This window comes from Chitinophaga dinghuensis, from assembly GCF_003259435.1.
GTDB classification, from domain to species: Bacteria; Bacteroidota; Bacteroidia; order Chitinophagales; family Chitinophagaceae; genus Chitinophaga; species Chitinophaga dinghuensis.
On the sequence record NZ_QLMA01000001.1, the window covers coordinates 426,050 to 450,131 of the forward strand.

The 24,082-nt window shown below is 44.5% G+C and carries 11 protein-coding genes and 2 tRNA genes; 10 read left to right on the forward strand and 3 right to left on the reverse strand.

Annotated features, from left to right (window positions below; genetic code table 11):
- From CLV59_RS01750 to CLV59_RS01775, 6 genes are all read left to right on the forward strand, one after another.
- Positions 1–3,387, forward strand: coding sequence for a TonB-dependent receptor (locus CLV59_RS01750; RefSeq protein ID WP_111590276.1), 3,387 nt, complete (start codon positions 1–3; stop codon positions 3,385–3,387).
- 16 nt (positions 3,388–3,403) lie between these two features.
- Entirely contained in the window at positions 3,404–4,831 is a 1,428-nt protein-coding gene (locus tag CLV59_RS01755; RefSeq protein WP_111590277.1) for a RagB/SusD family nutrient uptake outer membrane protein, read from the forward strand.
- Between the two features lie 8 nt (positions 4,832–4,839).
- The gene (locus tag CLV59_RS01760) at positions 4,840–5,964 is read left to right on the forward strand and encodes a TlpA disulfide reductase family protein (protein WP_111590278.1); all 1,125 of its coding nucleotides are present in this window, start codon (positions 4,840–4,842) and stop codon (positions 5,962–5,964) included.
- A 150-nt stretch (positions 5,965–6,114) separates the two neighbouring features.
- Positions 6,115–6,185: transfer RNA gene (locus tag CLV59_RS01765), tRNA-Gln, on the forward strand.
- Between the two features lie 85 nt (positions 6,186–6,270).
- On the forward strand, positions 6,271–7,161 hold the full coding sequence (locus CLV59_RS01770) for a carbohydrate kinase family protein (RefSeq protein ID WP_111590279.1): 891 nt from the start codon (positions 6,271–6,273) through the stop codon (positions 7,159–7,161).
- Between the two features lie 62 nt (positions 7,162–7,223).
- Positions 7,224–7,616 carry an acyl-CoA thioesterase gene (locus CLV59_RS01775; protein WP_111590280.1) on the forward strand — a complete coding sequence of 131 codons (393 nt, stop codon included), beginning with the start codon at positions 7,224–7,226 and terminating at the stop codon, positions 7,614–7,616.
- 10 nt (positions 7,617–7,626) lie between these two features.
- Here the strand turns inward: CLV59_RS01775 and CLV59_RS01780 are convergent, their stop codons facing one another.
- The 3 genes from CLV59_RS01780 to CLV59_RS01790 form a co-directional block, all read right to left on the reverse strand.
- A complete protein-coding gene (locus CLV59_RS01780; RefSeq protein WP_111590281.1) occupies positions 7,627–9,153 on the reverse strand; it encodes a hypothetical protein in 1,527 nt (508 codons plus the stop codon).
- 37 nt (positions 9,154–9,190) lie between these two features.
- Positions 9,191–10,792, reverse strand: a complete 1,602-nt coding sequence (locus tag CLV59_RS01785) for an NAD(P)/FAD-dependent oxidoreductase (RefSeq protein ID WP_111590282.1) — start codon at positions 10,790–10,792, stop codon at positions 9,191–9,193.
- A gap of 150 nt (positions 10,793–10,942) precedes the next feature.
- Positions 10,943–11,800, reverse strand: coding sequence for a hypothetical protein (locus tag CLV59_RS01790; protein WP_111590283.1), 858 nt, complete (start codon positions 11,798–11,800; stop codon positions 10,943–10,945).
- A gap of 219 nt (positions 11,801–12,019) precedes the next feature.
- Here CLV59_RS01790 and CLV59_RS01795 point away from each other — a divergent pair.
- From CLV59_RS01795 to CLV59_RS01810, 4 genes are all read left to right on the forward strand, one after another.
- Positions 12,020–12,090 (forward strand) — tRNA-Gln (locus tag CLV59_RS01795).
- Positions 12,091–12,435: 345 nt separating this feature from the next.
- Complete coding sequence (locus CLV59_RS01800; protein ID WP_146616108.1) at positions 12,436–17,082, forward strand: hypothetical protein; 4,647 nt, start codon at positions 12,436–12,438, stop codon at positions 17,080–17,082.
- Positions 17,083–17,092: 10 nt separating this feature from the next.
- Positions 17,093–19,183 carry a fibronectin type III domain-containing protein gene (locus CLV59_RS01805; RefSeq protein WP_111590285.1) on the forward strand — a complete coding sequence of 697 codons (2,091 nt, stop codon included), beginning with the start codon at positions 17,093–17,095 and terminating at the stop codon, positions 19,181–19,183.
- A gap of 38 nt (positions 19,184–19,221) precedes the next feature.
- Entirely contained in the window at positions 19,222–24,078 is a 4,857-nt protein-coding gene (locus CLV59_RS01810; RefSeq protein ID WP_111590286.1) for a hypothetical protein, read from the forward strand.
- Positions 24,079–24,082: the final 4 nt, after the last annotated feature.

A 24,082-nucleotide genomic window follows, 5' to 3' on the forward strand; every position in this document is an offset into this window, starting at 1 on the left:
ATGAAACTAAAGGGGATACCTATGCCTTTACGCGAAGGCTGGGCGCAACTTTTACGCGCTACTCTGCTATGCTCCTGCCTCTGTGTATATGCAGGTACAGTGGAAGTAAAAGCCCAGCAGCCCAAAGCAGCTATTACATTATCTGTTAAAGACAGAAGCGTAAAATCTGTATTGCAGGATATTCAAAAGAAAACTGCCTACGAATTCTTTTACAGTGATACAGAAGTAGATCTCAGTAGACATGTAACGGTGAACTTGCAACAGGCATCCCTGCAAGAGGCGCTGAATGCGGTACTGGGAAAACAGTATAACTGGCGTATACAGGGTAAATACATCTACATCACTTCTCCTGCTGCAACAAAAGGTAATGAGAAAGGACAGTTGTCATCGGAACAAGACAATACTTTCCCTGTTAACGGTACTGTTACAACTGTATCCGGTGAGCCACTGGCGGGTGTTTCCATACGTGTAAAAGGAACGAACAGTGGTGTGGCTACAGATGCAAGAGGCAGTTTCCATCTGAATGCAGCTAAAGGGCAGCAACTGGAAATTTCTTTCCTGGGATATGATCGTCGTGATATTAAGATGGATTCCGTATCAGGCTCATTGCATGTAACATTACAGGAAACGCCGAGATCCCTGAATCAGGTGGTGGTAACGGGTTACACCAATAAAAGAATGGGAGAACTGACAGGTGCGGTATCACAGGTGAATGCTGAAGATCTGCAAACAACCACTACTCAATCTATCCTCGATAACCTGCAAGGTAAAGTGGCAGGTTTGAACATTACCGTTGGTGGCGGAAACAGCGGTTCTAACACCACCTCTTCTATCGTAATACGTGGTAAGGGTTCCATGGGATATGATGTAACCCAGCCACTGGTAGTAATTGACGGTATTATCCAGAACTATAGCGGTTCAGATGATCCATTGTCCAATATTTCACCTTCAGATATCGCTTCTATCACGGTTTTGAAAGATGCGGCATCTGCGGCAATATATGGTTCCAGAGCCGCCAACGGCGTATTGGTAATTACTACCAAACGCGGCTCAGCAGGTGGCAGCGGTACAAAAATCGGCGGGAATATTACCTATGGCTCTAATAAGGTTAGTCAGGGTAAGTTTCGTATGATGAACAGTCAGGAACGTTATGACCTGCAACAGCAAATTTATCGCAACCAATATCTGGCTACTAACCCGAATGCGACTGATGCGGCGGTGAATAGTTATGTGAAAAACATGGTGCCAGACAGTGTGCTGAAATATAATACAGACTGGAATGATCTGCTCCGTCGTACTGGCCAGACACAGGATTATAATGTCTGGATTTCCGGTGGCGATCAGCGACTGAAATACTATGCGTCTGGCGATTATTTCAATGAAGTAGCGCCTATAATAACGGACAATTATAAACGCTATAACTTCCGTTTTAATACAGATTTCCAGGCTACTGAAAGATTGTCTCTCGCTACTAATGCCAGCATTTCCTATTCCAGTCAGCGCTCCGGAGGGTTCTATGAACCTTACACTAATGCGTGGACAGTTATGCCATGGGATACTCCTTATAATTCTGATGGTTCCCTGAAACTTGGAGGAATGGATGAACCAGGCTGGTATAGCGGTGTTGCGTATAATCCACTCTATGGAAAGAACTATGATTACGGAACGAATAAAACCACCATTGGTTCATTTGACCTGAGTCTCCGATATAAACTGACCAACTGGCTTACACTTAGTTCTCGCAACAGGTACAGTTTTTCAACTGGTGAGTTGACCAACTATGTTGATCCGAGGGATGTATCAAGTCCGTACTCCTATCGTGGCGGTCTGATGATGCTATCCACTCCTAATGGTGGTAATATTATCACTACTGAAATGGCGCAGGTGGACAAAACTTTTGGTAAGCATCATATCAGTGGACTGGCGGCATTTGAGTATAATAAAGTGACGTCAAAAAATGCTGCCGCTATTGTGTATGGACTGAAACCAGGCATTCAGAGCATTGGCGCCGGAGATCAGAGTACGCTTGTTTATCGTAATGCCATCACAGAAATTGCTTATCTCTCTGCCTTCTCGGAACTCAACTACTCCTATGACGGACGATATTTTGCGACTGCCAGTTTCAGAAGAGATGGCTCTTCTAAGTTTGGTCAGAACAACAAGTATGGTAATTTTTATGCTTTCAGTGGCGCATGGCAGTTGAGCAAAGAAAGCTTTCTCCGCAATGCGAAGAACCTGGACCTGCTGAAATTGCGCTTCAGCTATGGCGTTTCCGGGAATGATCTTCCGTTAGGCGCGTATCAGTATCTCTCTTTATATAGCTATCTGGCTTCCAGTGATCAATATAATCGTCAGACCGGCGCTATACAGTCGGCCCAGGGAAATCCAAACCTGCACTGGGAAATGCAGTATACTACCAACATCGGTATTGACGCAGGTTTCTGGGATCGCGTGAATGTAACGATGGAGTTCTATCAAAAAATGAATAAAGGCTTGTTGTTGCGTGTTACGCCGCCTGCTACCAGTGGTGGTAATGCATACTATGCTAACATGGGCCGTATCCGTAACAGAGGTATTGAACTCACCGTGAACACCAGACAGTTGAAAAACACTGCTGTGAAGTGGTCTACTGATTTCACCTTTGCTTACAACAATAATAAAGTACTGGAACTGCAACCAGGAACGGATAAACTGTATGATGGCCAGTATATGGGTACTGCAAGACTGATAGGTCAGCCTATGAACAGTTATTACATGCCGGTATATGCAGGTGTGGACCCAGCTACCGGAAATTCCCGTTTTGAAGTACTGGAGAAAGATGCCAATGGAAATTATACCGGTAAAGTATCTTATACCAATAATCCAGGAAATGCAACCCTGCAGATTTTGGGTAGTAGTGATCCCAAATACATTGCAGGCTTGTCCAACAACCTGAGCTACAAGAATTTTAATCTTTCTGTGATGCTGAGTTATTTCGGCGGTTTAAAAATGTTGAACCGTACCCGTGCAGATCTGGATCTGGATGGATCTGATGTAACCAGCAACAATGCTGCGCCAGCAGCAGGACAGGTAAGATGGGATCATCCCGGACAAATTGCTGACCTGCCAAAAGCCGGTAACAAAGTGGATGCTTATTTCCCTACTTCCAGGTATTTAGAGAATGGTGAATTCCTTCGTTTGAAAAACGTAAGGCTGGGGTATAATTTCCCTGACCGCATAGTGAAAAAACTGAAGGTCTCTAAACTGAATGTATTTATGTCTGGCGATAACCTGATGACTTGGACCAAATTCACAGGTATGGACCCGGAGAATGCGATTGGAGAAGAGAATGAGAGTAAAACTCCTTTCACAAAAAGGTTTATGGGTGGTATACAGGTAACATTCTAACTTAAATTAAATCACAATGGCAATCAATATAAAGCGATCTGGCATCATTGGAGTTATTTGTCTTGGACTGCTTGGTTCCTGCAAAAGTGCGTTGGATCTCAAGCCTAAAACGGACCTGGATGCATCTACAGCACTGACTGGGTATGACAACCTGCAGGTAGCATTAAGTGGCGCTTATTCTCAGTTGAATAACTATAAATACATCACTCCCTTTTTTAACCAGGTGGAGATGAGTACAGATAATGTGGAGGTGATGAAGGCCGGCAATAATGCCACCACTACCAGCATTGAGAGTTATTCCTTTATGCGCACTGCTTCCATGATGGATATTCAAACATGGGGCACGGGATATAAAGTTATCTATGCCGCGAATATGGTGATAAATGCTATTCCGGATAATTCGGCGGCCAATCTGCTGCAACTCAAAGGGGAAGCGCTTTTCCTGCGTGCATTGGTACATATGGAACTGGTGCAGGTATATGGTAAGCCATATGTGCAGGATGGCGGCAGTAACCCTGGTGTTCCGTATATGACCTCCACAGATGCTACCTTATTGCCTTCCAGGAATACGGTGAAAGAAGTGTTTACTTTGGCGGCGGCAGATTTTGAAAAATCAGCCACCTTCCTTACACAATCCAAAGCAAATGCATACGCCAGCAAAGAAGCCTGCTGGGCAGCACTGGCTGATCTGTGGCTGAATGCAGGAGATAATACAAAAGCGATTACCTACGCAGAGAAAGTAATCAACAGTGGTAAATTCTCCCTGGTACAGGGCAGTACTTATCTCAACTATTTCAATAATGATCACAGTGCTGCAACAGATAAAGAAACCATCTTTACCATTAAGAGTGTAGATGGGCAGGCAAAAGGTTATTATGGCCTGGGCTACAACTATACGCAAACCAAATATGCGGCCGTATCTGCGCCGTTACTTAGTCTGCTAACTGAAACCGCCGGAGATGTGCGACTGGGCTTCTATACCAAGCTTTCTACAGCGAGCGGGGATCGTTATTTTACCACCAAATTTATCCAAAGCGGTAATACCGCAGTGAGCTCCCCAGTAATGTACAGACTGGCCGATATGTACCTGATTCGTGCAGAAGCCAATGTTAAAACTAATCCACAGGCTTCTTTGGATGATGTGAATCTGTTGAGAACAAGAGCAGGTATCAGCGGCGCAGGCTTATACCAGTTAGCAAATCTGCATGGCAGACCTACCGTTTTACAAGTAGTACTGGATGAGTCGAGGATAGAGTTTGCATTTGAGAAAGGGCGCCGCAGAATGGATCTGCTGCGAAATGGTTTACCTGTTGTACGCGACTATGTAGGCAGTACCGTTCCTGGTAGCCATATTAATATTCCGGCTACAGATAAGAGCATGATTTATCCTATACCTGCAACTGAAATTACTGTCAATCCTCATCTTACACAGAACCCATTTTAATTGAATTTATGAAACAGTTCACATGTACCCTGCTGGGATTAATGACGCTGACAACGGCGGCTTTTGCGCAGGACAAAAAGAATTTTCAGCTCAATGGTAAGATCACTGATCACAAAGAAGGCAAAGTTTATGTTTGGTATCTGGATAGTGCAGGAGATCGTACAATTGATTCGATACAATTGAAGAATGGCGCATTCACTGTAAAGGGAAAGCTGGAAACAGTGGCGATTGCCTATATCCAACAGAATATGAGGAGTGATGATAAGGCAATGTTGGCCCTGGTACCAGGAACTCAAGCATTTACCTCCACCTGGAATGATATGGGAGCGGGAAGTGTAACTGGCGGAGATCCTGCCAATGCTGGTTTGCATGCACTGCAGCTGGAGAAAAAACGAATACAGCAGAAATATCAGGTAGTACTGGACTCGATGAGGCAAGAAAAAGATCATGATCAGGCAGCAGCTATCCGTGAAAGACTGGGGCCTTACTTTGAAGAAAATAGACAGGCAGACTACCAGTTTTTCAAAAAGTATCCAGGGTCTGTACTCACCGCATATCTGCTGCGTTTCCATGTATCTGACCTTCCGCTGAAAGAACTGAAGGGATATTATGAAGGCCTCAGTCCTCTCACTAAGAAAACAGGATTCGCCAAAGAGGTTGCAGAGGAGATCCGAAGCCTGGAACATGGTTCGCCAGGGGCTGTAGCAGCAGCTTTTACTGCAACGGATATGAGTGGTAAATCATTATCGCTGAGTGATTACAAGGGCAAGTACGTGTTGTTGGACTTCTGGGCTAGCTGGTGTGTACCATGCAGAAAAGGTAATCCACATCTGAAAACAGTATATGCAAAATACCAGCCGAAAGGATTTGAGATAGTGGGTATTGCTGATGATGACAGGAATGAAAAAGCCTGGACTGCTGCAGTGGAAAAGGATGGCCTGCCATGGCGCCATGTACTCAGAGGATCAAGCAAAGTGTATGATAAAACTGATCCCAACGATATCTCCTATAAATTCGGTATTCATTCTCTGCCTACCAAAATTCTCATCAATCCGGAAGGCATCATCATTGGCCGATATGGTAGTGATGAAGAGGCATTGGATAAAAAACTAAAAGAAATTTACGGGGAATAATTTTTTAGCCAACCATGTAGTATAGGCTGGGTGAACTTCTCATCCAGCCTATTTTTTTTAAATTTTTTTTGCGACCTCTTGTTTTTTTTCAAAAATATCCTACTTTTGCGATCCGTTGACGATAAATCAATGGATGCTAACAAGTAGCATTGCCCGATAGTATAAGGGTAGTACATCAGATTTTGGTTCTGACTGTCTTGGTTCGAATCCAGGTCGGGCAACTTAAGGCTTTACCTTTTAATAGACCGTTATAGTTTTCAACTATAGCGGTTTTTTATTTTACAGGAGTTTACTAACTTCCTGTATATGAAAACAGAAATTGTCTGCTTCGGAGAAGTGCTCTGGGATATTCTACCAGACAAAGAATTACCTGGAGGCGCTCCCATGAATGTTGCGTACCATCTGCAGAAACTGCACCATGTAACGGCAATGGTTACACGAATCGGTAAGGATGAGTATGGCGAGCGACTGTTGGATGTAATGCGTGGATATGGGCTGAGTACTGCTTATATCCAAGTAGACCCGACAGTGGCTACAGGTAAAGTGCTGGCCACAGTGACACCGCAACAAGAGATGTCCTACGATATTTTATTTCCCGCAGCCTGGGATTACATTACTTCAGATATACTTTGGGAAGCGCTGGAATCGCCTCATCCGGCCTGTATTATTTTCGGATCTCTTGCTTCCAGAAATGCTGTCAGCAAGCAGGCCTTGCAGGCTTTGCTGGGTAAAGTACGCGGCTTACGTGTGCTGGATGTGAATTTACGTCCGCCGCATTATAGTGTGGAACATATTACCTGGCTGTTGGAACATGCGGATATTGTAAAGATGAATGAACATGAGTTGCAGGAACTGAGTGGCTGGTATGGGTTGGAAGGGGATATGCGTGCATTGGTAAGGCAATTGAGCGATCGGTTTGTACTAAGAGCAGTATTGGTAACATTAGGAGCGAAAGGATGTCTGTTGTATGAAGATCACGAATTTTATCAGCAACCAGGGCATACCGTGCAGGTGGCAGATACAATAGGCAGTGGGGATGCATTACTGGCAGGATATATTCATGCCATGCTAACGGGTAGTAAGCCAGGGGCAGCACTTCGATTCGGGAATGCGTTGGGCGCATTGGTAGCAGGGAAAAGCGGAGGATGCCCGGATTATGAAACCGCAGAGATCATCACCATGATGCACCAGCATTGAGATTTTAACAATCGCTTTATAGAGAATGCCCTAATTTTGAGCCATATTAAATCGAGCGTGCAATGAATTTCTATACAAGGAAATGGGTGAAACCAGAGGACCTGAATGCGCATGGAACCCTCTTTGGCGGTAGCTTGCTGAGATGGATTGATGAAGAAGCTGCTATCTACTCCATCATTCAGTTGGGAACGAATCGTTGTGTGACGAAGTATATGTCCGAAATAAATTTCATCAATTCCGCTCGTCAGGGAGACATTGTAGAACTTGGTATCAAAGCTACTCACTTTGGACGCACCTCTCTGACATTGACCTGTGAGGTACGTAACAAGATCACCCATAAGAGTATTCTTACTATCGACAGAATGGTGTTTGTCAGCGTGGATGAACATGGGAAGCCCGTTCCGCATGGTAAAACGGCGATCACGTATACGGACGAACGATTAAGGGAAGAATAGTCAGACACTCTTAAATCCCCATCATTGCTTCATCTTCCTTCAACTCTTTGGGGGTAGGAATTGGATTGTTTTCATTTTTTTCTATTAGTAGCAGCACCGCAAATAGCTGGAGTACCATCAGCATCAGCTGATATCGTAAGATTACTGGAGCGGCCAGGGTGCTAAAGAAAAAATTCACGATCATGAAAACACTGAAGACGACGAGTACTTTGTTGAAAATCCGTCTTGCGTAACGGTGTCTCTTTAAATATAAATATCGGATCAACTCCTCCAGGAATACGATCTGGAGGAAAATTACCAGCATCACATATTTCATTATAATGAATGACTGTACTCCTGGCAACGGATTACTAACCGTGGCAGGCGTACCATTAAACCATGCCTGCATATTCACCGGCGTTCCATGCTTTGCACGAATATTATTTTCAATCAATTCCGGTGATGGACGCAGGTATTCCACCATATTGGGCAACCAGAAATACCTGGCGAAAGCCCAAGGATGATGAGTAATCATATAAGTACCATACGCTTCAAAGATGGGAGCTGTTTGTGCCCAACCACTGAAAGTATCATCAATGCCATATTTCTGTTTAGTATAAGAAAGTAGCGCCTTCATAGGGCCGTTGTCTTCCCACATATAATACGCACCATTAGCTGGCGTGGCTTTGTCTTTATTGAAAAGCGAACTGGTATAGAAAGCGTGTGTATATGCATTGATGCGCCGACAGTTCTGTGGAATATGTACGGTGTCATAAGGAATATAGGGGGCCATATACATCGCGTTATTGGCTAGTTGCCAGCTGCTGAATACTGAGAACTTTCTAACGCCGGTAGCGCGATAAGTGGCATTCATTGTGAAGATGATGAAGCCGGTTATCAGTAGAAAGGGGAACGCTACTGCAATAGATTTTTTCCAAAGTGGGGCGCGACAAATAATAAGTGGGAATGCGGCCACTATAGGAAAAAACATGGCATTATACCGGATGGTGAACACCAGCGCCAGTACAATGCCATGTAGAAGGAAAACCAATAAACCGGGCTTATAGAGCATCCACAGCAACAGCGCAAACCAGGTAAACCCGAGGGCAAGGAATAACGCCTCTGTAATTACATAGTTGCTGAGATAAAGAAATAAAGGGTTAATAAGTAAAAAGAGAAATGCACCGTAGCGAAAAATCTTTCCTGGTTTTAGCAGGTATAGTATGGTGAAATACAGAAAGAATGCGCCGCATTGAAGACATACATACTGAAAGGCCACTAATGCGGTTTCTGAGGCTGTAATAGTATGGAAGTATCGTAATATCTGAGAATAACCGATTGGCCATATATTAGCGGGAACATTATACATCGCCGCTGTAATGTAGGTTTCTGAGTCGGCAGTGATATCTGCATAAGGGTAGATCATTTTGAAAATGATCAGGTTTAGCAGGATGGTCACGGCCGCGACCCCAGCCAACAGGAGGTTACGCCTGTCGGCAAGGAGGAAGTAACGGAAACTATATTCCGTTGATTTGGGGTTGCGGTAAGAAGCGAACATCTATGGATATTTTGAGGATCACATACTGATAATCAGCTTATTTCTTCTCTTCGTGATATTCCTGTTCTGTATTGATAGACCAGATATTCGATTTAGTAGTAATACCGTTGCAGATATTATCTACAGCCACCATAGCGGTCAGCATAGAGTGGTCGGAGTTATTGTATTTATGCATACCATTTCGGCCTACGAGGAAAATATTTTCGAAGGTATCGAGGTATGTTCTTAATTCGTCGAAACGATCGTAAGTACCGAAGTAGGCAGGATATGTTTTTTCCATGCGTAATACGGTAGCGTCGAGTACATCTTCGTGGCGTGCCAGTCCGATTTTACATAATTCGTCGATGGCGATCTGGCGTATTTCTTCTTCTTTGAGTTCCCAGAATCCATCGCCGATATTACAAAAGTATTCCATTCCCACCCAGGTGGTATTGGGATCTTTCACCATGTACGGGCTCCAGTTATTGAATAGTTGGAGTCGGCCTACGCGGACATCCTTTTCCTGTATATAGATCCAGGTGTCTTTTAATTCGATCGGATTTACAGCGCCTGTTTTTGCATCGCTGAAAGTGAGACTCTTCAACAGAATACCAACAGTGATAAAATCTCTGTATAATAGTCCTGCCGCTACCTGGCGTACATTTTCAGGCACTTCTCCCTGCATGTCTGCAATGAGTTCCTGCATGGGCATGGTAGAGAAGAAATAGTCGCCTTCTATGATAGTGGCTTCGCCGGTAGTTTTATCTACTGCTTCGATAGCCGTTACCTGGTTTCCTTTTGTGAAGATTTTAGTGACATCATGCTGCATGTGGATAATGCCGCCTTTTTCTGTTACCTGGTGGGCTACTTCTTCCCAGAGTTGGCCGGGGCCAAATTTGGGATAGAGGAATTGTTCGATGAGACTTGTTTCTACATTTTTCTGATTGATATCTTTTGGTTTGCCGGCGTCCCAGGCTGATTTCAGCGCATGGGAAATGGCTTTACCAATGGAGATACCTTTGATACGTTGTGCGCCCCATTCAGCAGATATTTTATTACAGGCAATGCCCCATACTTTTTCTGTATAGTCTTTGAAGAAAAGGTGATAGAGTGTTTTGCCGAAACGGTTTATCATGAAGTCTTCCAGAGATTTCTCTTGTTTTCTTGGAAACAGCTGCGCATACATATAAGAGAACATGATGCTGATAGTTGTTGCCAGTCCGAGTTTACGGAGTGTATCAAAGGAAAGCTGGATGGGATAATTAAAGAATTTTTTCAGGAAGTAGATGCGAGACAAGCGTTGGCGTACCAGCATGATCAGATCGGGGTTACGGGCTACGAGCGTGTCTGTGTCGCTGTTATCTGGTTTTCTGATCTCGCGTGTTTTGCGTTGGTACGTGATATTAAATGCTGCTGCAGCTTCTTGTTGCAGTGGCATCATACTCATCCACCATTCCATTACGCGGTCAGATTTGGAGAAGAAGCGATGCCCTCCGATATCGATCCTGTTTCCTTTGTAATTAACGGTTTTCGATATTCCACCAATGTCAGTGCTTTTTTCCAGGACTACAGGGGTAATGTTGGTACGTTGCAGAAGTTCATATGCGGCAGTAAGGCCTGCGGGGCCTGCCCCAATGATAATTGCTTTTTTTGCTGGCATACTATTATGGTTTTAACAACAGCAATTCCTGCAGTGAGGAAGCACTGTTTTTGAGGGTATAGACTTCGGGTAGAATAGTATACAAGTATACCAGTCGCTACTGAAATGAGATGTCAGCGGCAACAAATGGAGGAGATAATTTTAGGGAGATTAGAATTTCCACTTATAGAAAAACACGGGAGAGGCGTTCCCCTCGCTGATAGTAACATAACCATCATTATTGGTGGTAATGGTAATACCTTCGCCTTGTTTTTCAGGGATGTAGGGAAGTTGTTTGCCGGGGCGTGCCATCGCTTGTTCTACCGTTTCTCCAGTATTACGATGCCAGTAGTATACAGTGGTGAGTGTTTTGATTACGATATGATGTCCGTCTTTGGAGATATCGCCGGAAGTGACCCAGGTGAAAGGAAGGGTGAGTAGTTCTTTCAGCACGGCATGATCGCCATTTTTGAATAGTAACGGGGTTTTATAAAGGTGAACGGATTTTTGTCTTTTGCTGATGATATAAATATTTTTAGAGATGGGGTCAATCATTAATGATTCCGCATCTTTGGGCTTATCGGGGTATTCCAGTTTGAGAACGTCGGCGGTAACGGTGGCTTTGGCAGCTGGTACTGTGGTGGGTTCCAGGAAGCGATATATTTTGATATGATTACGCATGCCGGCATTATCGCCTATATCGCCAACATATACATAGCTTTTCCCTTTTTCCGGTCCTATGCCTTCCGCGATATCTTCCCAGTCTTTATTGGACGCATTTTCAATCCGGAGTACACTGACTACATGCGCATTGCTGTTAATAAGAAATACGTCTGGTTTATTGCCGCTATCGTTGTGCGTCCAGAAATATCCTTTTAAAGGTACGCTGGAGGCAATTCCGGAAGCTTCATCCAGTTTATCGTTATCTATTTTCCCCAGCATGACCGGCTTTTCGGTAGAAACATCCTGTGCTGCAGCAGACAGCGTCAGGGAGAAGAGAGCAGCGATTGTGAGGAAGATGCGGCGCATGGATTAAGGGTTTTAGCTGCTGTTAATTTAGGAATATTTATGCGAAAATGACCGATTCAGTTGATTCTGAGGGGCTTTTAAGGAAATAAATTTTGGGATTTCAGGAGAAAAATTTGGTAAAAATAAAAGATAGTGTACCTTTGCCCTCCCGAAACAATGATGCTTTTATTTCATTTCATCAAGGGAATGAATAAGTACATAAAGTAGGAAAAGAGATTTTGCCCGATAGTATAACGGTAGTACGACAGACTCTGACTCTGTTTGTCTTGGTTCGAATCCAGGTCGGGCAACTGCCACAAGCCTTCTATACGCAGTATGGAAGGCTTTTTTGTTTCCCAGTACTCCCGCTCTCAGCTCAAAATACATAGGTAGATAAGTTGACTTCTTGTCTCCCCAAACCCCCCCTGTCGATTCTGTACTATTTGTTGATTTGATTCTCAATTAACTGTCGTCTCGCCATCATTAAATCAAAAAAATAACACAATAAATTATTAAAAACTATAACGTATTTAAATTATATATATAATTTTGAATTGATTTAATACTAAACACTAGGACAAGTACTGTACTTTTGGCTGTATGCATATGAGAGAGATATCCTATACGGTTGTTTAGATTAACCGCAATCCTAGCCTATGATAAAACGTTACCCGGCCCTATTACAGGTGGTCAGCCTTTTTGTGCTGTTACTACTACCTGCAAAAAGATTGTTTGCTGTTCCCATGGATACCGCACAGCATAATGCGATTATCACTACCATTGCTGAAAATGCTGGCAGAAGCTTTCCTATGATAGATGCGAAGATGGCTGCCAACCATCTGACATTCCCAGTAGTGCAACGGTTTACACCGGAGCAACTGGCCTTTGTCTATCCATCAGATTCTTCCTCCTCCGTTGAAAAAGATACTGCCAGAGGCATATTCTCAGAGCTGGACCGCACCAACAGATATGCGACCGTACTGGCTCCTGAAGAATTGAACACCTTGCCCATCGGCCTTTCCAATAACACGAATGAAAACGTACAAATAGCCATCAGCGCAGCCATTTTCCACCCGGATTATGCTGAACTGACAGCCTATGCACGCGTGAAAATACCGCAGCAACCAGGAGAACTGTTCTTCGGCATCACCGGTCTGAAACTCTCCTATACAGGCGGCATCATTGGAGATGCGCGACTCGTACTGCTCGGAGATGTGCCCATTCCAATCAATGGCGGTTCCGCCGCTATCATCCTCAAAGGTTCCCTTAATAAAAGAACCGGCGTCGCAGATCCAGACCTGACCTACGTTACCATTGATTGCTCTGGCTTCAAAGAAATGGGCATCGCTGCAGATGTAATATTCCCAAGAGGAATGCTGGTGCCATTGAAATCCGATGGCGAAAGAGATGAGAACCCTTCTGCACAAGTGAAAGCTGCTTTCAAAACAGTGGTGAGTAACTGGAATGATATCCTCGTGAGTATCGATTTACCAGCCTTCGAAATTACGCCATTGAAAGGCATCGGTTTTCGTGTAGGCCAGGCCGTATTTGATGCGAGCGATTTACGTAACTCCTCAGATATCATGTATCCGCCCGGTTATCAGCAGAAGTATATGTCGACCGAAAGCCCTAACCTCTGGAGAGGCGTTTACATCCGTAACCTGGAAGTAATGTTACCGCGACAATTCGCTGATAAAAACAGTTCCAGTAAACGTGTCAGCTTCGGCGCTACCAATCTCCTGATTGATAACAACGGTATCACCGGTTCTCTCTTTGGAAGAAACGTATTGCCTAATGGTTCTGCCTCCGGCTGGCGTTTCTCTGTGGATAAATTTAATATAGACCTGGAAGCCAATCACTTGGTAGGCGCAGGTTTCGACGGTATTATCGGATTGCCGGTGATGAAAGATCCGTTGCAATATACGGCGGTGATCACCGCCGATAATGAATATGTCCTTAAACTGAATCCGCTGACGACGCTTTCCTTTGATGTATGGAAAGCCAAAGCAGAACTGGATGCCAACTCCTGGGTGCGACTGGCACTCAAAGACGGCAAATTTCAACCAGAGGCTATGTTGAATGGTCGTATGGGCATTACCGTTACAGACAAGCCGGATTCTACAGGAACAGCCGTAGGACATTTCTCCGGTATCGTTTTCCAGGACCTGCACCTGCAAACAAAAGCGCCTTATATCACCACCAGTTATTTTGGTTATAAAGGAGATTCGAAGATGTCGAACTTCCCGGTTTCCCTCACAGAAATTGGTCTGCGTGCCACTGAACAGGAAGCAGCCCTGTATTTCGGGGTTAAAATAAGCCTGATGCAGGATAAGTTTGGCGGCGATACCCGCGTGGAAATGGTAGGTCGTATGGTGGAAGGAGATGGATTACAATCCTGGAAATTCGATAAACTCCGACTCGATGAAATAGCGATCCACGCCGATATCAGCAACTCTATCAACATTGAAGGGCGACTGAAATTCTACAGGGATGATGCAGTATATGGTAATGCGATTGGCGGATATATTAAAGCGGGCTTCCTGCAGAATAAAATTAAAGGAGAAGCACACGCTTTATTTGGTTCCACTACTTTCCGCTACTGGTACGTGGATGCAAAAGTATCCGGCTTCTCCATTCCGATCGTTCCGCCGCTGAACATCAGTGGCTTTGGAGGAGGCGCCTACTATCATATGAAGAAGAATGGTACCAATCCGCAGGCAACGCCAACAGGCGTAAACTATGTCCCCGATGAATCGACCGGACTTGGCCTAAAAGCGACGGTTGTCTTCAATGCGGTGAAAGATCAGGTGGTGAATGGAGATGTGACCTTCGAAATCGCCTTCAACAGTAATGGCGGTCTTAACTTCATCGGCTTCTTCGGATATGCGACCATCCTGAAAGTACTGCCAAGTATAGCTAATGGTAAGCTCAGTGATTTTGTTGCAGATAAATTCCAAAAACTCGCAGAGGCAGAGAAGAAGCTGACAGATAACCTCGGCGTAGTTGGCGAAAAACTGAATCAGCTGAAAGTATCTGATCCTTCGAAGATTGCAAAAGGTCTTTCCTCCGATGAATACAGAGCAGGTGAAAATGGATTGTCCGCTTACGTGGGTATTCAATATGATTTCCAGCAAAGTACCTTCCATGCGAACTTTGACTTGTATCTCAATGTAGCCGGCGGTATTATCCAGGGAACCGCTTCGGGCAACCGTGCTGGATGGGCGGTGATACATATTGCGCCAGGCGAATGGTATTTCCATATGGGTACGCCTACTAACAGACTTGGTGTGAAATTCGGTGTAGGCTCTATCAGTATTAAAACAGGCGCTTACCTGATGGTGGGTGATCATATCCCTGGATCTCCGCCACCGCCGCCGGAAGTAGCCGATATCCTTGGCGTAGATATGCAGGAACTGGATTACATGCGCGACTTGAATGCATTGGGAGATGGCCGTGGTTTTGCATTCGGCGCTAACTTATCTATAGAAACAGGGGACCTCACCTTCCTGATTTTATATGCCAACTTCAAATGTGGCGTTGGTTTCGACATCATGCTGAAAGATTATGGCCAGGATGTGCATTGTAAAGGAAGCAATGAACCGATTGGTATGGACGGCTGGTATGCGAATGGTCAGTCTTATGTGTACTTACAGGGTGAAGTAGGCGTAAAAGTAAATCTGAGATTTATTAAAGGCCGCTTCCCGATTATATCAGGAGCTGCGGCTGTATTGATGCAGGCGAAATTGCCGAATCCAACCTGGATGCGAGGATACATGGCCGTGAAGTTCAGCTTACTGGGCGGACTGGTATCCGGAAATATGCGAATGAAGATTACCATCGGTAGTGAGTGTGAACTGGTAACAGGATCGAGTCCGGTAGACGTGAAAATTATTTCCGATGTAACGCCTTCGAAAGGGGCCGCAGATGTGGATGTATTTGCCGCGCCGGCAGCCGCCTTTAATATGCGTATGAATAAAGCGTTTGATGTGGAAGATGATAATGGTACCAAAACCTATCGTGTTAAACTGGATACGTTCTTTGTAAGCGATAACGGCGTAAGTATTCCGGGCCGCGTTGAATGGAACAATAATATGGATGGCGTTACTTTCTATTCCAAGGAAGTACTGCCGCCTAAGAAACAACTGAAAGCTACTGTCAGAGTAACTTTTGAAGAGTTGGTTAGTGGTAAATGGCAGTTGGTATATGTGAATGGACAGCAAAGTAATGAAACGGAAGAACGTGACTTTACTACAGGTACTGCACCGGATTATATCCCTGTTCAAAATATCGATTATGCGTACCCGGTACTGGATCAGAAAAACTACTATAAAGATGAGCATAACAAAGGCTATGTGGTGCTCAAACGCGGTCAGAGTTATCTGTTTGATCCGCGTTGGTCTTATACTTTACAGGTAACAGGCGCTGATGGCAAACCGCAGCGTCAGCAGATGGCCTACAATGTAGCCGATCAGCGTATCGATTATGATATGGCGACAGTGAAAACCAATGAAACCTATAGTATTGATGTAGTGGCAGCGCCGCCGGGAGCAAGCGCCACCGAAAGCTTTGTATCCTATCAGACAAATGATGCAGGAGATGATGGCAGCTTCACTATGAAGAATAATAAAGCGGGAAGTGTAACCAGAGGAGACGTAACCAAGTCGCTGCTGGGGTATGCCTTCCATGCCAGCAAATATGCAACGCTGCAGGCAAAAATATCCGCCATTCCGGTACAGAGTGGGGTTTCCAACAGAGTGTCTTCTGATGTGATCAGTCTCCAGGCAGAAGTAGGTAAGTATGAATACTTCGATGTGCCTGAACTAACGGGTACCGCATATACTGCGTACCTGCCACTGGTACAAGTGACAGCAGTTCCTGAAGACGATTACTACATGAAGGATATTTATCCGTTGGTATATCAGCAATATCCGATGGATGGAAATATCCTGATCTCTAAACGTGACACCCTGCAATATGGCGTGGTTCCGCTGAAAGCGATGACGGTAATGAGCGATTACCTGATGGATGTCACCAAAGGAGATTTAAGCTGGTGGTTGCAGACACGGTTACCTTATACCTATAACTTACCTATGATCTATAACCTGGACTTCCTGGATTTACAGACACAGGTTGTGAACCGGTCTATTGAATATCCTGCGTTGATGCAGCAGTACAGCAAACTGGTAACAGAAGCATTTCCGTTTATCCGTCCGGGTAAGTACAAGGTGAAATATCAATATGTATTGCCTGGTAACAAAGCCGGAACGTCCACCACTATTTCATATCCTAACCCAATCAAATAAGCAATAAGACATGAACCTGAAGAAAATGAAATACCTATTGTTGATTTGTCTGTTGTTAACTGCCGGAGTTGTATCCGGACAAAAGGCAGAAGTGAATGCCACCCGAATTGTAGGCCGCGCTCAGGCTTACAGTATTAAGTTGCGTTGGGCAGTCACCAATGCCAGGGCCTGGAAACTCAGTAATCAATATGGTTTCCAACTGACGCGTTATACCATTCTCCGCGATGGTAAAATGCTGACTAAACCGGAAATGCAGGTAGTAAAAACGGAAGGTTTCCGTCCTCGTCCTTTAGATGAATGGGAAACCATTGCCAACAAAGACAATTACGCTGCTGTGATTGCACAGGCCCTTTACGGAAAGGATTTTGATGTGAGTGGAGGTAGTGGCTCCGGCGTGGCAAAGATGATCAACCAGGCAACGGAAGCGGACCAACGTTTTTCCATGTCCCTCTATGCCGCAGATAACAGTTTCGATGCCGCTGTAATGGCCGGCTGGGGATATGAAGACAAGACTGCCAGACCGAATGAAAAATATCTCTACAGACTTACCTCCATGGTCCCGGCCAACAAACTGAAAATTGATACCTCCAGTGTTTATATCGGCATTAATGATTTTAAACCTTTGCCTAAACCGGGTGATATAGGTGGACTCTTCGGTAACAGATCGGTTATTCTCAGTTGGGATTACACGTTGTTACAAACGTTCTATACCTCTTATGTGATTGAATGTTCCAAAGATAGTGGCAAGACCTTCGAGAAGCTCCCTGGCCTTCCCGTGACGAACTTTAATAAGAAAGATAAGAAGGCGTCTCCACGGATGTATTATATCGATTCTCTGGCAGATAACAATCATCAATACCAGTATCGGATCAAAGGCGTTTCTCCATTCGGAGAAGTAGGACCCGCCTCCAATGCAGTGGTAGGTAAAGGCGTGAATACGCTTGCCTTTGTGCCCAATATCCGTACAAAAACCGTAGACGAAAAAAACGTAGTGACACTCACGTGGGAGTTTGAAGCGGAAGGCAATAAATTCATTAAAGGATTTAGACTGAACCGCGCCAACAAAGCGAATGGAGCTTATACAGTAGTGGTAGATAATATTGCGCCTACCGCCAGAGAAATAACCTACGATAAACTCTTTCCATCCAATTATTTCACCATTACAGCAGTAGCGAAAGAAGGCGAATCAACCGTTTCTTTCCCTGTACTCGTACAGCCAATTGACTCAGTGCCTCCAGCGGTACCTACAGGATTGGTAGGTATTGTGGATAGTACCGGCATTGTTACCCTTACCTGGAAAGCCAATACAGAACCGGATATCCTGGGATATAAAGTTTTCCGTGCCAACAGAGATGGAGAAGAATTAGTTGCCCTCGTAGATTCAGTGCATCATAAAAATACTTATCGGGATTCCATAGGTGTGAAAAACCTCAATAGCAAAGTGTATTACACGGTTGCAGCATTGGATAGAAACTATAACCAATCCGCCAACTGTCCGGTAGTAATGTTGAAAAAGCCAGACCTGGTGCCTCCTGCAAGTCCTGTCATTACAGGCGTTCAGGTACTCAACGATGTAGTAGCATTAAACTGGGAACCTAGTCATTCTGAAGATGTGGCCTTCCATATTGTTTATCGTAAAGAAGGCAGAGATAGTGCCGACAAATGGCTGAACATTCAACAGCTCGACAAAAATGCAAATCGTTTTACAGATAAACTGGTAGAGACAGGCAAGACTTACTTCTACCTCGTTATTGCGAAGGACAGTAGTGGGCTGGAATCTATACCAGTACAGCCTGTTACGGCATTTGTGCCTTTGAATCCCAAAGATTTAGGCGTACGTTCTTTTGATGCATATGTGAATAAAGAGCAACGTTATATCGAATTATTTTGGAAAGACAACGTTCCGCAGGTAGCGGAATACCAGTTGTATAAAGGTGTGAAAGGAAAAGGCGTAACGCTGTGGAAAATTGTAAGACCAGGTCAGGGAAATCGGATCGTAGATGATAAACCCGCTGCTGGCGCTACTTATGAATATGGTATCCGGATCGTTTCTGATTCCGGCGCCATGGGAAAATATAAATCAATTGAAGTCATATACTAAATTATTTCATAGTTGTTAATCATCCTTATCCTCAGCCTATGAAACGAGTTTTACTATTTTTATTGTTGTTAGCCCCGGTAATGTTGCCGGCACAAACCACTATGGATGCAGGTTACCAGGTAGACTGGCGATTTAACTTTCATCATGGTGGCAACTGGCCATGTGGTAATTATGTACGTTATCATCTTACGTTGACGAATGGGTCAGTAAGACAGATGATAAATTATGAACAAGGTTGGATAAAGTGTAATACCGGATTTAATATCAATGAAGGGAATACCATCTATCTGAATACTTGGGAAATTCCTTCCAATATTCGTTTTACATACGATATTACCACACAGAGAATCAACAGCGGAAGTTGTAATACCTGTAAGGGAACCGGCTATTGGACGCCATCCTATGATACTTATCTACATACATTCTCCGATTTATGTAATGTGAATGTTTATAGAAGCTGGACGGATGGACCGGAAAATGGTAATTATTCCTTTAAGGTGACTCCATTTATTAATAAACTGCTCACTACTAACACAGAAAATAATATCCTCCCTGAGCTGGGAAATGTTATCCTGACTGCGCCGGCTGGTTTGCCCCGCGCGATGTATAACTGGGAGTACAATGTAAATGGGGGCGCATTTCAACCGTTACCAGCAGGGATATCCACTGCCACAGAATACCAACGCACCTTTACTGCTACGCAACTGTTTGGCGCCACACAGGCAGCCGCCTACTGCGCATCTGCTGCACGTATCGGTTTCCGTATCCGGCTTTGCAACAATATTTATAACAACGGTATACTCTACCTCACCTGCCGACTATCAGCACCGCAGCCTCTTTCATTCACGCAGAATGAAATCCTTTGTGCTGGCGGTAAAGGAACACTGAAAGTACATTTTAGTCGCGCTTTAAGAAATGACTTGCAAGAGCAACTGACCATCAGATTGGCGGACCCTGTTACCAAGATCACCAAGGTGGAAATGACTAACATCACCCTGGATGCCAATAATGATTACACCTGGCCAGTACCTATCAATGAAGATAACTACGAAGTGAATTTCACAGGTACTTATGTGCCCTTCGGTGGATTTGCAGCCATTGCTACTTATACCGGCGATCCGGCTTATTTCAAACAGATAACGGTACAAGCGCCGCCACCAGTGGTTTTCAATGTAGTGAAAAGTAATGATGAAAGATGTTATCAAAGTAAAGACGGGGTGTTTACGGTGAGTGCAAGCGGTGGAAAGCAAGGATTTGTGCTGAAACTCAAGAAGCCAACAGATGCCGATTATGTATCTTATCCGATGCCTGGAAACGCTATTACTATTAGTGGTTTAGCCAAAGGAAGTTACCTGGTGCAGGTGGTGGATAAGAATGATTGTCAGGGTAAAAATAACAGGAATGAAACGATAGAAACAGTAATAGTAGACGGGCCTTCTACGCCATTGGATGCCATCAGCGCCACAATGAATGATCCGCTGGCATTTGGTTCCTCCGATGGTAGTATAACCGTATATCTGAAAGGAGGTACGCCATTCCCGGGGCCAGCCTTATACCAGGTAACCTGGAAAAGAAGCGATGGCACCATTATCAGCAATGCCACTAACAGTCCGGGTTCCAGCAATGATTACATTACTAATATCAGCAATTTGCCACAAGGCACTTATACGCTGATCGTTACCGATAATAATTTCTCCGCTGTTACTACGGGTAATCCGGCAGGATGTACCTATACGGCTAACTATACGCTGACGCAACCGCCTAAATTGTTGGTCACTGCGTTTATCCGTGACAGTGTGCTTTGTAATGGCGATAAGAATGCAACTTTATCGCTTACTGCGCAAGGTGGTAAACCTAAAGTAACCGGTCAACCTTACAAATATGAATGGTTTGTGATTACAGGAGGCATTACTACTTCTATAGGTACCAGTCTGGATCTGGATGCAGTAGGTGCGGGTGATTACCAGGTGACTATTACAGACGCCAATGGTATCACTGCCACTTCGAATGTTGTTCATCTCATCGATCCTCCGGTACTCAAAGCACAGCTAAGTACAAGGAATGTCAGCTGTTTCAGTGGCTCCGACGCAACTATCTCCAGTACAGTCACTGGTGGAACCGGCACTTACCGGTATAAATGGAATACCAATGCTACCACGCCAGGATTGACAGCTGTTCCGGAAGGGGATTATGATGTGTTAATCACGGATGTACATGGTTGTAACGTGCATGAATATACGAGTATTACACAGCCGTCCAGAGAGCTGCGGATTGAAGAACAACAAACCATTTATCCATTGCAATTCGGTTCCGCTGATGGTAATATCCGTGTAGTCGTTAACGGTGCCACACCAAAAAAAGACGGCTCCTATCAGATTACATGGACCAAATCCGACGGGACTGTTATCTCCCAACATACTGATAATACCGTTGCGAATGGTTATCAAACTTATGTGGATAACCTACCTGCGGGTAAATATATGCTCACTGTAACGGACTCGCTCTATGATCCTACAGCTATTGCCAGTGATAGGCAGACTTGTTACCTACAAAGGGAATTTGAGCTGATAGAGCCGCCATTACTCACTATCCATATTGATTCTATCCATTATGTATCCTGCAAATCAGATGCAGATGCCATTCTGAAAGCGATTGCAGATGGTGGTATACCGCTGGATAGTACGCCGAAATACAGGTACGATTGGTATCGTGTGGATAACGGAACCAGAGTGGCTTTGAATGACCGCAGAGAAACAATCACCGGGTTGCCGGCTGGTACTTACCAGGTGCGGGTAACAGACTTCAATAATATCCAGAAATATAGTCAGTCGTTTGTAGTAGTAGAGCCAGATTCGCTACTGGCGCCATTGTCGACCCGAGATATCAGTTGCTATGGCGGTAATGATGGATTTGTGAAAACCACTGTCACCGGCGGTACGCTGCCTTACACTATTTCCTGGAGTAACGGTAGTTCTGATATTGCTTTGAATGACATGCCGGCAGGTACTTATAATCTGACTGTAGTGGATGCGCATGGATGTATGGTGAGCCATGATACGGCTTTACACCAGCCTGCTACGCCATTAGCCATTGAGGCAGAAGAATGGAAAAATCCGCTGGCCTTCACGTATACAGATGGTTACATTAAAGTGACTTTCAAAGGTGGAACCAAAAAAGCAGATAACGGTTATGATGTAGAATGGAAGAATCAGTTGGGGCAGACACTTACCACCGTGACCAATACGGTTACACCAAATGGATACGAGAGCTTGCTCAGCCAGGTAGGCGATGGTAAATATACGGTTACTGTGAAAGATGCGCAGTTCTCCAGAAGTACTAACGGTAGCGTAACTGGGTGCTTTGTAACGGAGACGTATACACTGAAAGAACCTCCATTGCTGGAAGCTGAAATTGAAAGAACACGTATTGTTACCTGCTATAAACGTACGGATGGTCAACTGACCGCACATGCGAAAGGAGGTATTCCAGCAACTAACGGTCTACCATACACGTATGATTGGTATAGAGTGGAAAATGGTGTGGAGACACAGTTACCAGGAAGAGATAGCATACTCAAAGGATTAGGTGCGGGCTTCTATCTTGTGAAAGTAACAGATGAAAATAGCATCACCAGATCTTCTCCTGTATTTGAATTGGTACAACCAGATACCTTGTCCGTAACGCTGACCAGTACGCCGGTTTCTTGTGAAAGCGGTCAGGATGGTACGGCTACTTCCACTGTAACTGGTGGTACATCTCCATTTACCTACGAATGGACAACTGGTGATAACACCCCGAATATCAGCAATGTGACAGAAGGTACCTTCTTTGTATTTGTGAAGGATGTGAATGGATGTGTGGCGCAGAATACGGTGGAGATCTACATTCCGGGCGGTATTAAAACGGATGAAGTAGTGACGCAACCACTTTGTAATAACTACTGCGATGGCGCTATTACCCTGAATATGAGCGGTGGAGTACCTCCATATCGTTATGAATGGAATGATGGTATCACCACAAAAGACAGAACAGGATTATGTGCGGGTAATTACACCGTAACCATCACCGATCATAACAACTGTAAACGTATTCAGCATTTCGTATTGAATAATCCTGCACCGCTGAAAGTTGATTTAGGTACAGAGAGAACCTTGTGTAATGGTCAAACCTTCACCATTAACGCGGCTATAGCAGATCCCCGCGCTACTTATTCCTGGACGGGCAGTAACGGATTTACTTCCAATATTCCGGAAATAACCTTCTCGCAACAGGGAGATTATCAGCTGGTAGTAACAGATGGTAATGGTTGTTCCGGTACGGGTACATTGCGTGTTAAACAAACCCGTGCAGATATTGCGGCAGAGTTTGTGGCATCTACACAGGTTTTCAGAGGAGAGTATGTTAGCTTCATCAATATCAGTAATCCACGCCCCGAATCGAATGAGTGGATTATTCCCACAGGAAGTAACATCAAAATTTTACAGAACACGCCTTTGCTGGCAGAATTACAGTTTGCAGATACAGGTACTTATGTGATTCAGTTGAAATCGAAAGTGGGCGCCTGTGAAGCGCTGTTCTCGAAATCTATTAAGGTACTGGATGATCAGCGCATTCCAACGCCAGGCGGAGCGAACGCGCCGTTTATCAAAACGTTTGAGATCTCTCCAAATCCTAATACAGGTCAGTTTGCGGCCCGCATTACGCTGGATAAAGCCTCTGGCATCAGGCTGCGACTAGTGAATATCATGTCCAACCAGTTGGTAAGCGATCGTCAGGCGAGTGGGGCGGCCGACTATAACCTAACCTATAGTTTATCAATTCCGGCAGGTACCTATGTGATGGTATTGGAAACGCCATTGGGTAATATGATCAGGAAAATAATCATCAACAACTAATCGG

Excerpts from the sequence above, each read along its gene's own strand:
- CLV59_RS01775 (WP_111590280.1), top strand. The coding sequence starts at position 7,224 with ATGAATTTCTATACAAGGAAATGGGTGAAACCAGAGGACCTGAATGCG.
- CLV59_RS01810 (WP_111590286.1), top strand. The coding sequence starts at position 19,222 with ATGAAACGAGTTTTACTATTTTTATTGTTGTTAGCCCCGGTAATGTTG.
- CLV59_RS01755 (WP_111590277.1), top strand. The coding sequence starts at position 3,404 with ATGGCAATCAATATAAAGCGATCTGGCATCATTGGAGTTATTTGTCTT.
- CLV59_RS01770 (WP_111590279.1), top strand. The coding sequence starts at position 6,271 with ATGAAAACAGAAATTGTCTGCTTCGGAGAAGTGCTCTGGGATATTCTA.
- CLV59_RS01760 (WP_111590278.1), top strand. The coding sequence starts at position 4,840 with ATGAAACAGTTCACATGTACCCTGCTGGGATTAATGACGCTGACAACG.
- CLV59_RS01805 (WP_111590285.1), top strand. The coding sequence starts at position 17,093 with ATGAACCTGAAGAAAATGAAATACCTATTGTTGATTTGTCTGTTGTTA.
- CLV59_RS01790 (WP_111590283.1), bottom strand. The coding sequence starts at position 11,800 with ATGCGCCGCATCTTCCTCACAATCGCTGCTCTCTTCTCCCTGACGCTG.
- CLV59_RS01780 (WP_111590281.1), bottom strand. The coding sequence starts at position 9,153 with ATGTTCGCTTCTTACCGCAACCCCAAATCAACGGAATATAGTTTCCGT.
- CLV59_RS01785 (WP_111590282.1), bottom strand. The coding sequence starts at position 10,792 with ATGCCAGCAAAAAAAGCAATTATCATTGGGGCAGGCCCCGCAGGCCTT.
- CLV59_RS01750 (WP_111590276.1), top strand. The coding sequence starts at position 1 with ATGAAACTAAAGGGGATACCTATGCCTTTACGCGAAGGCTGGGCGCAA.
- CLV59_RS01800 (WP_146616108.1), top strand. The coding sequence starts at position 12,436 with ATGATAAAACGTTACCCGGCCCTATTACAGGTGGTCAGCCTTTTTGTG.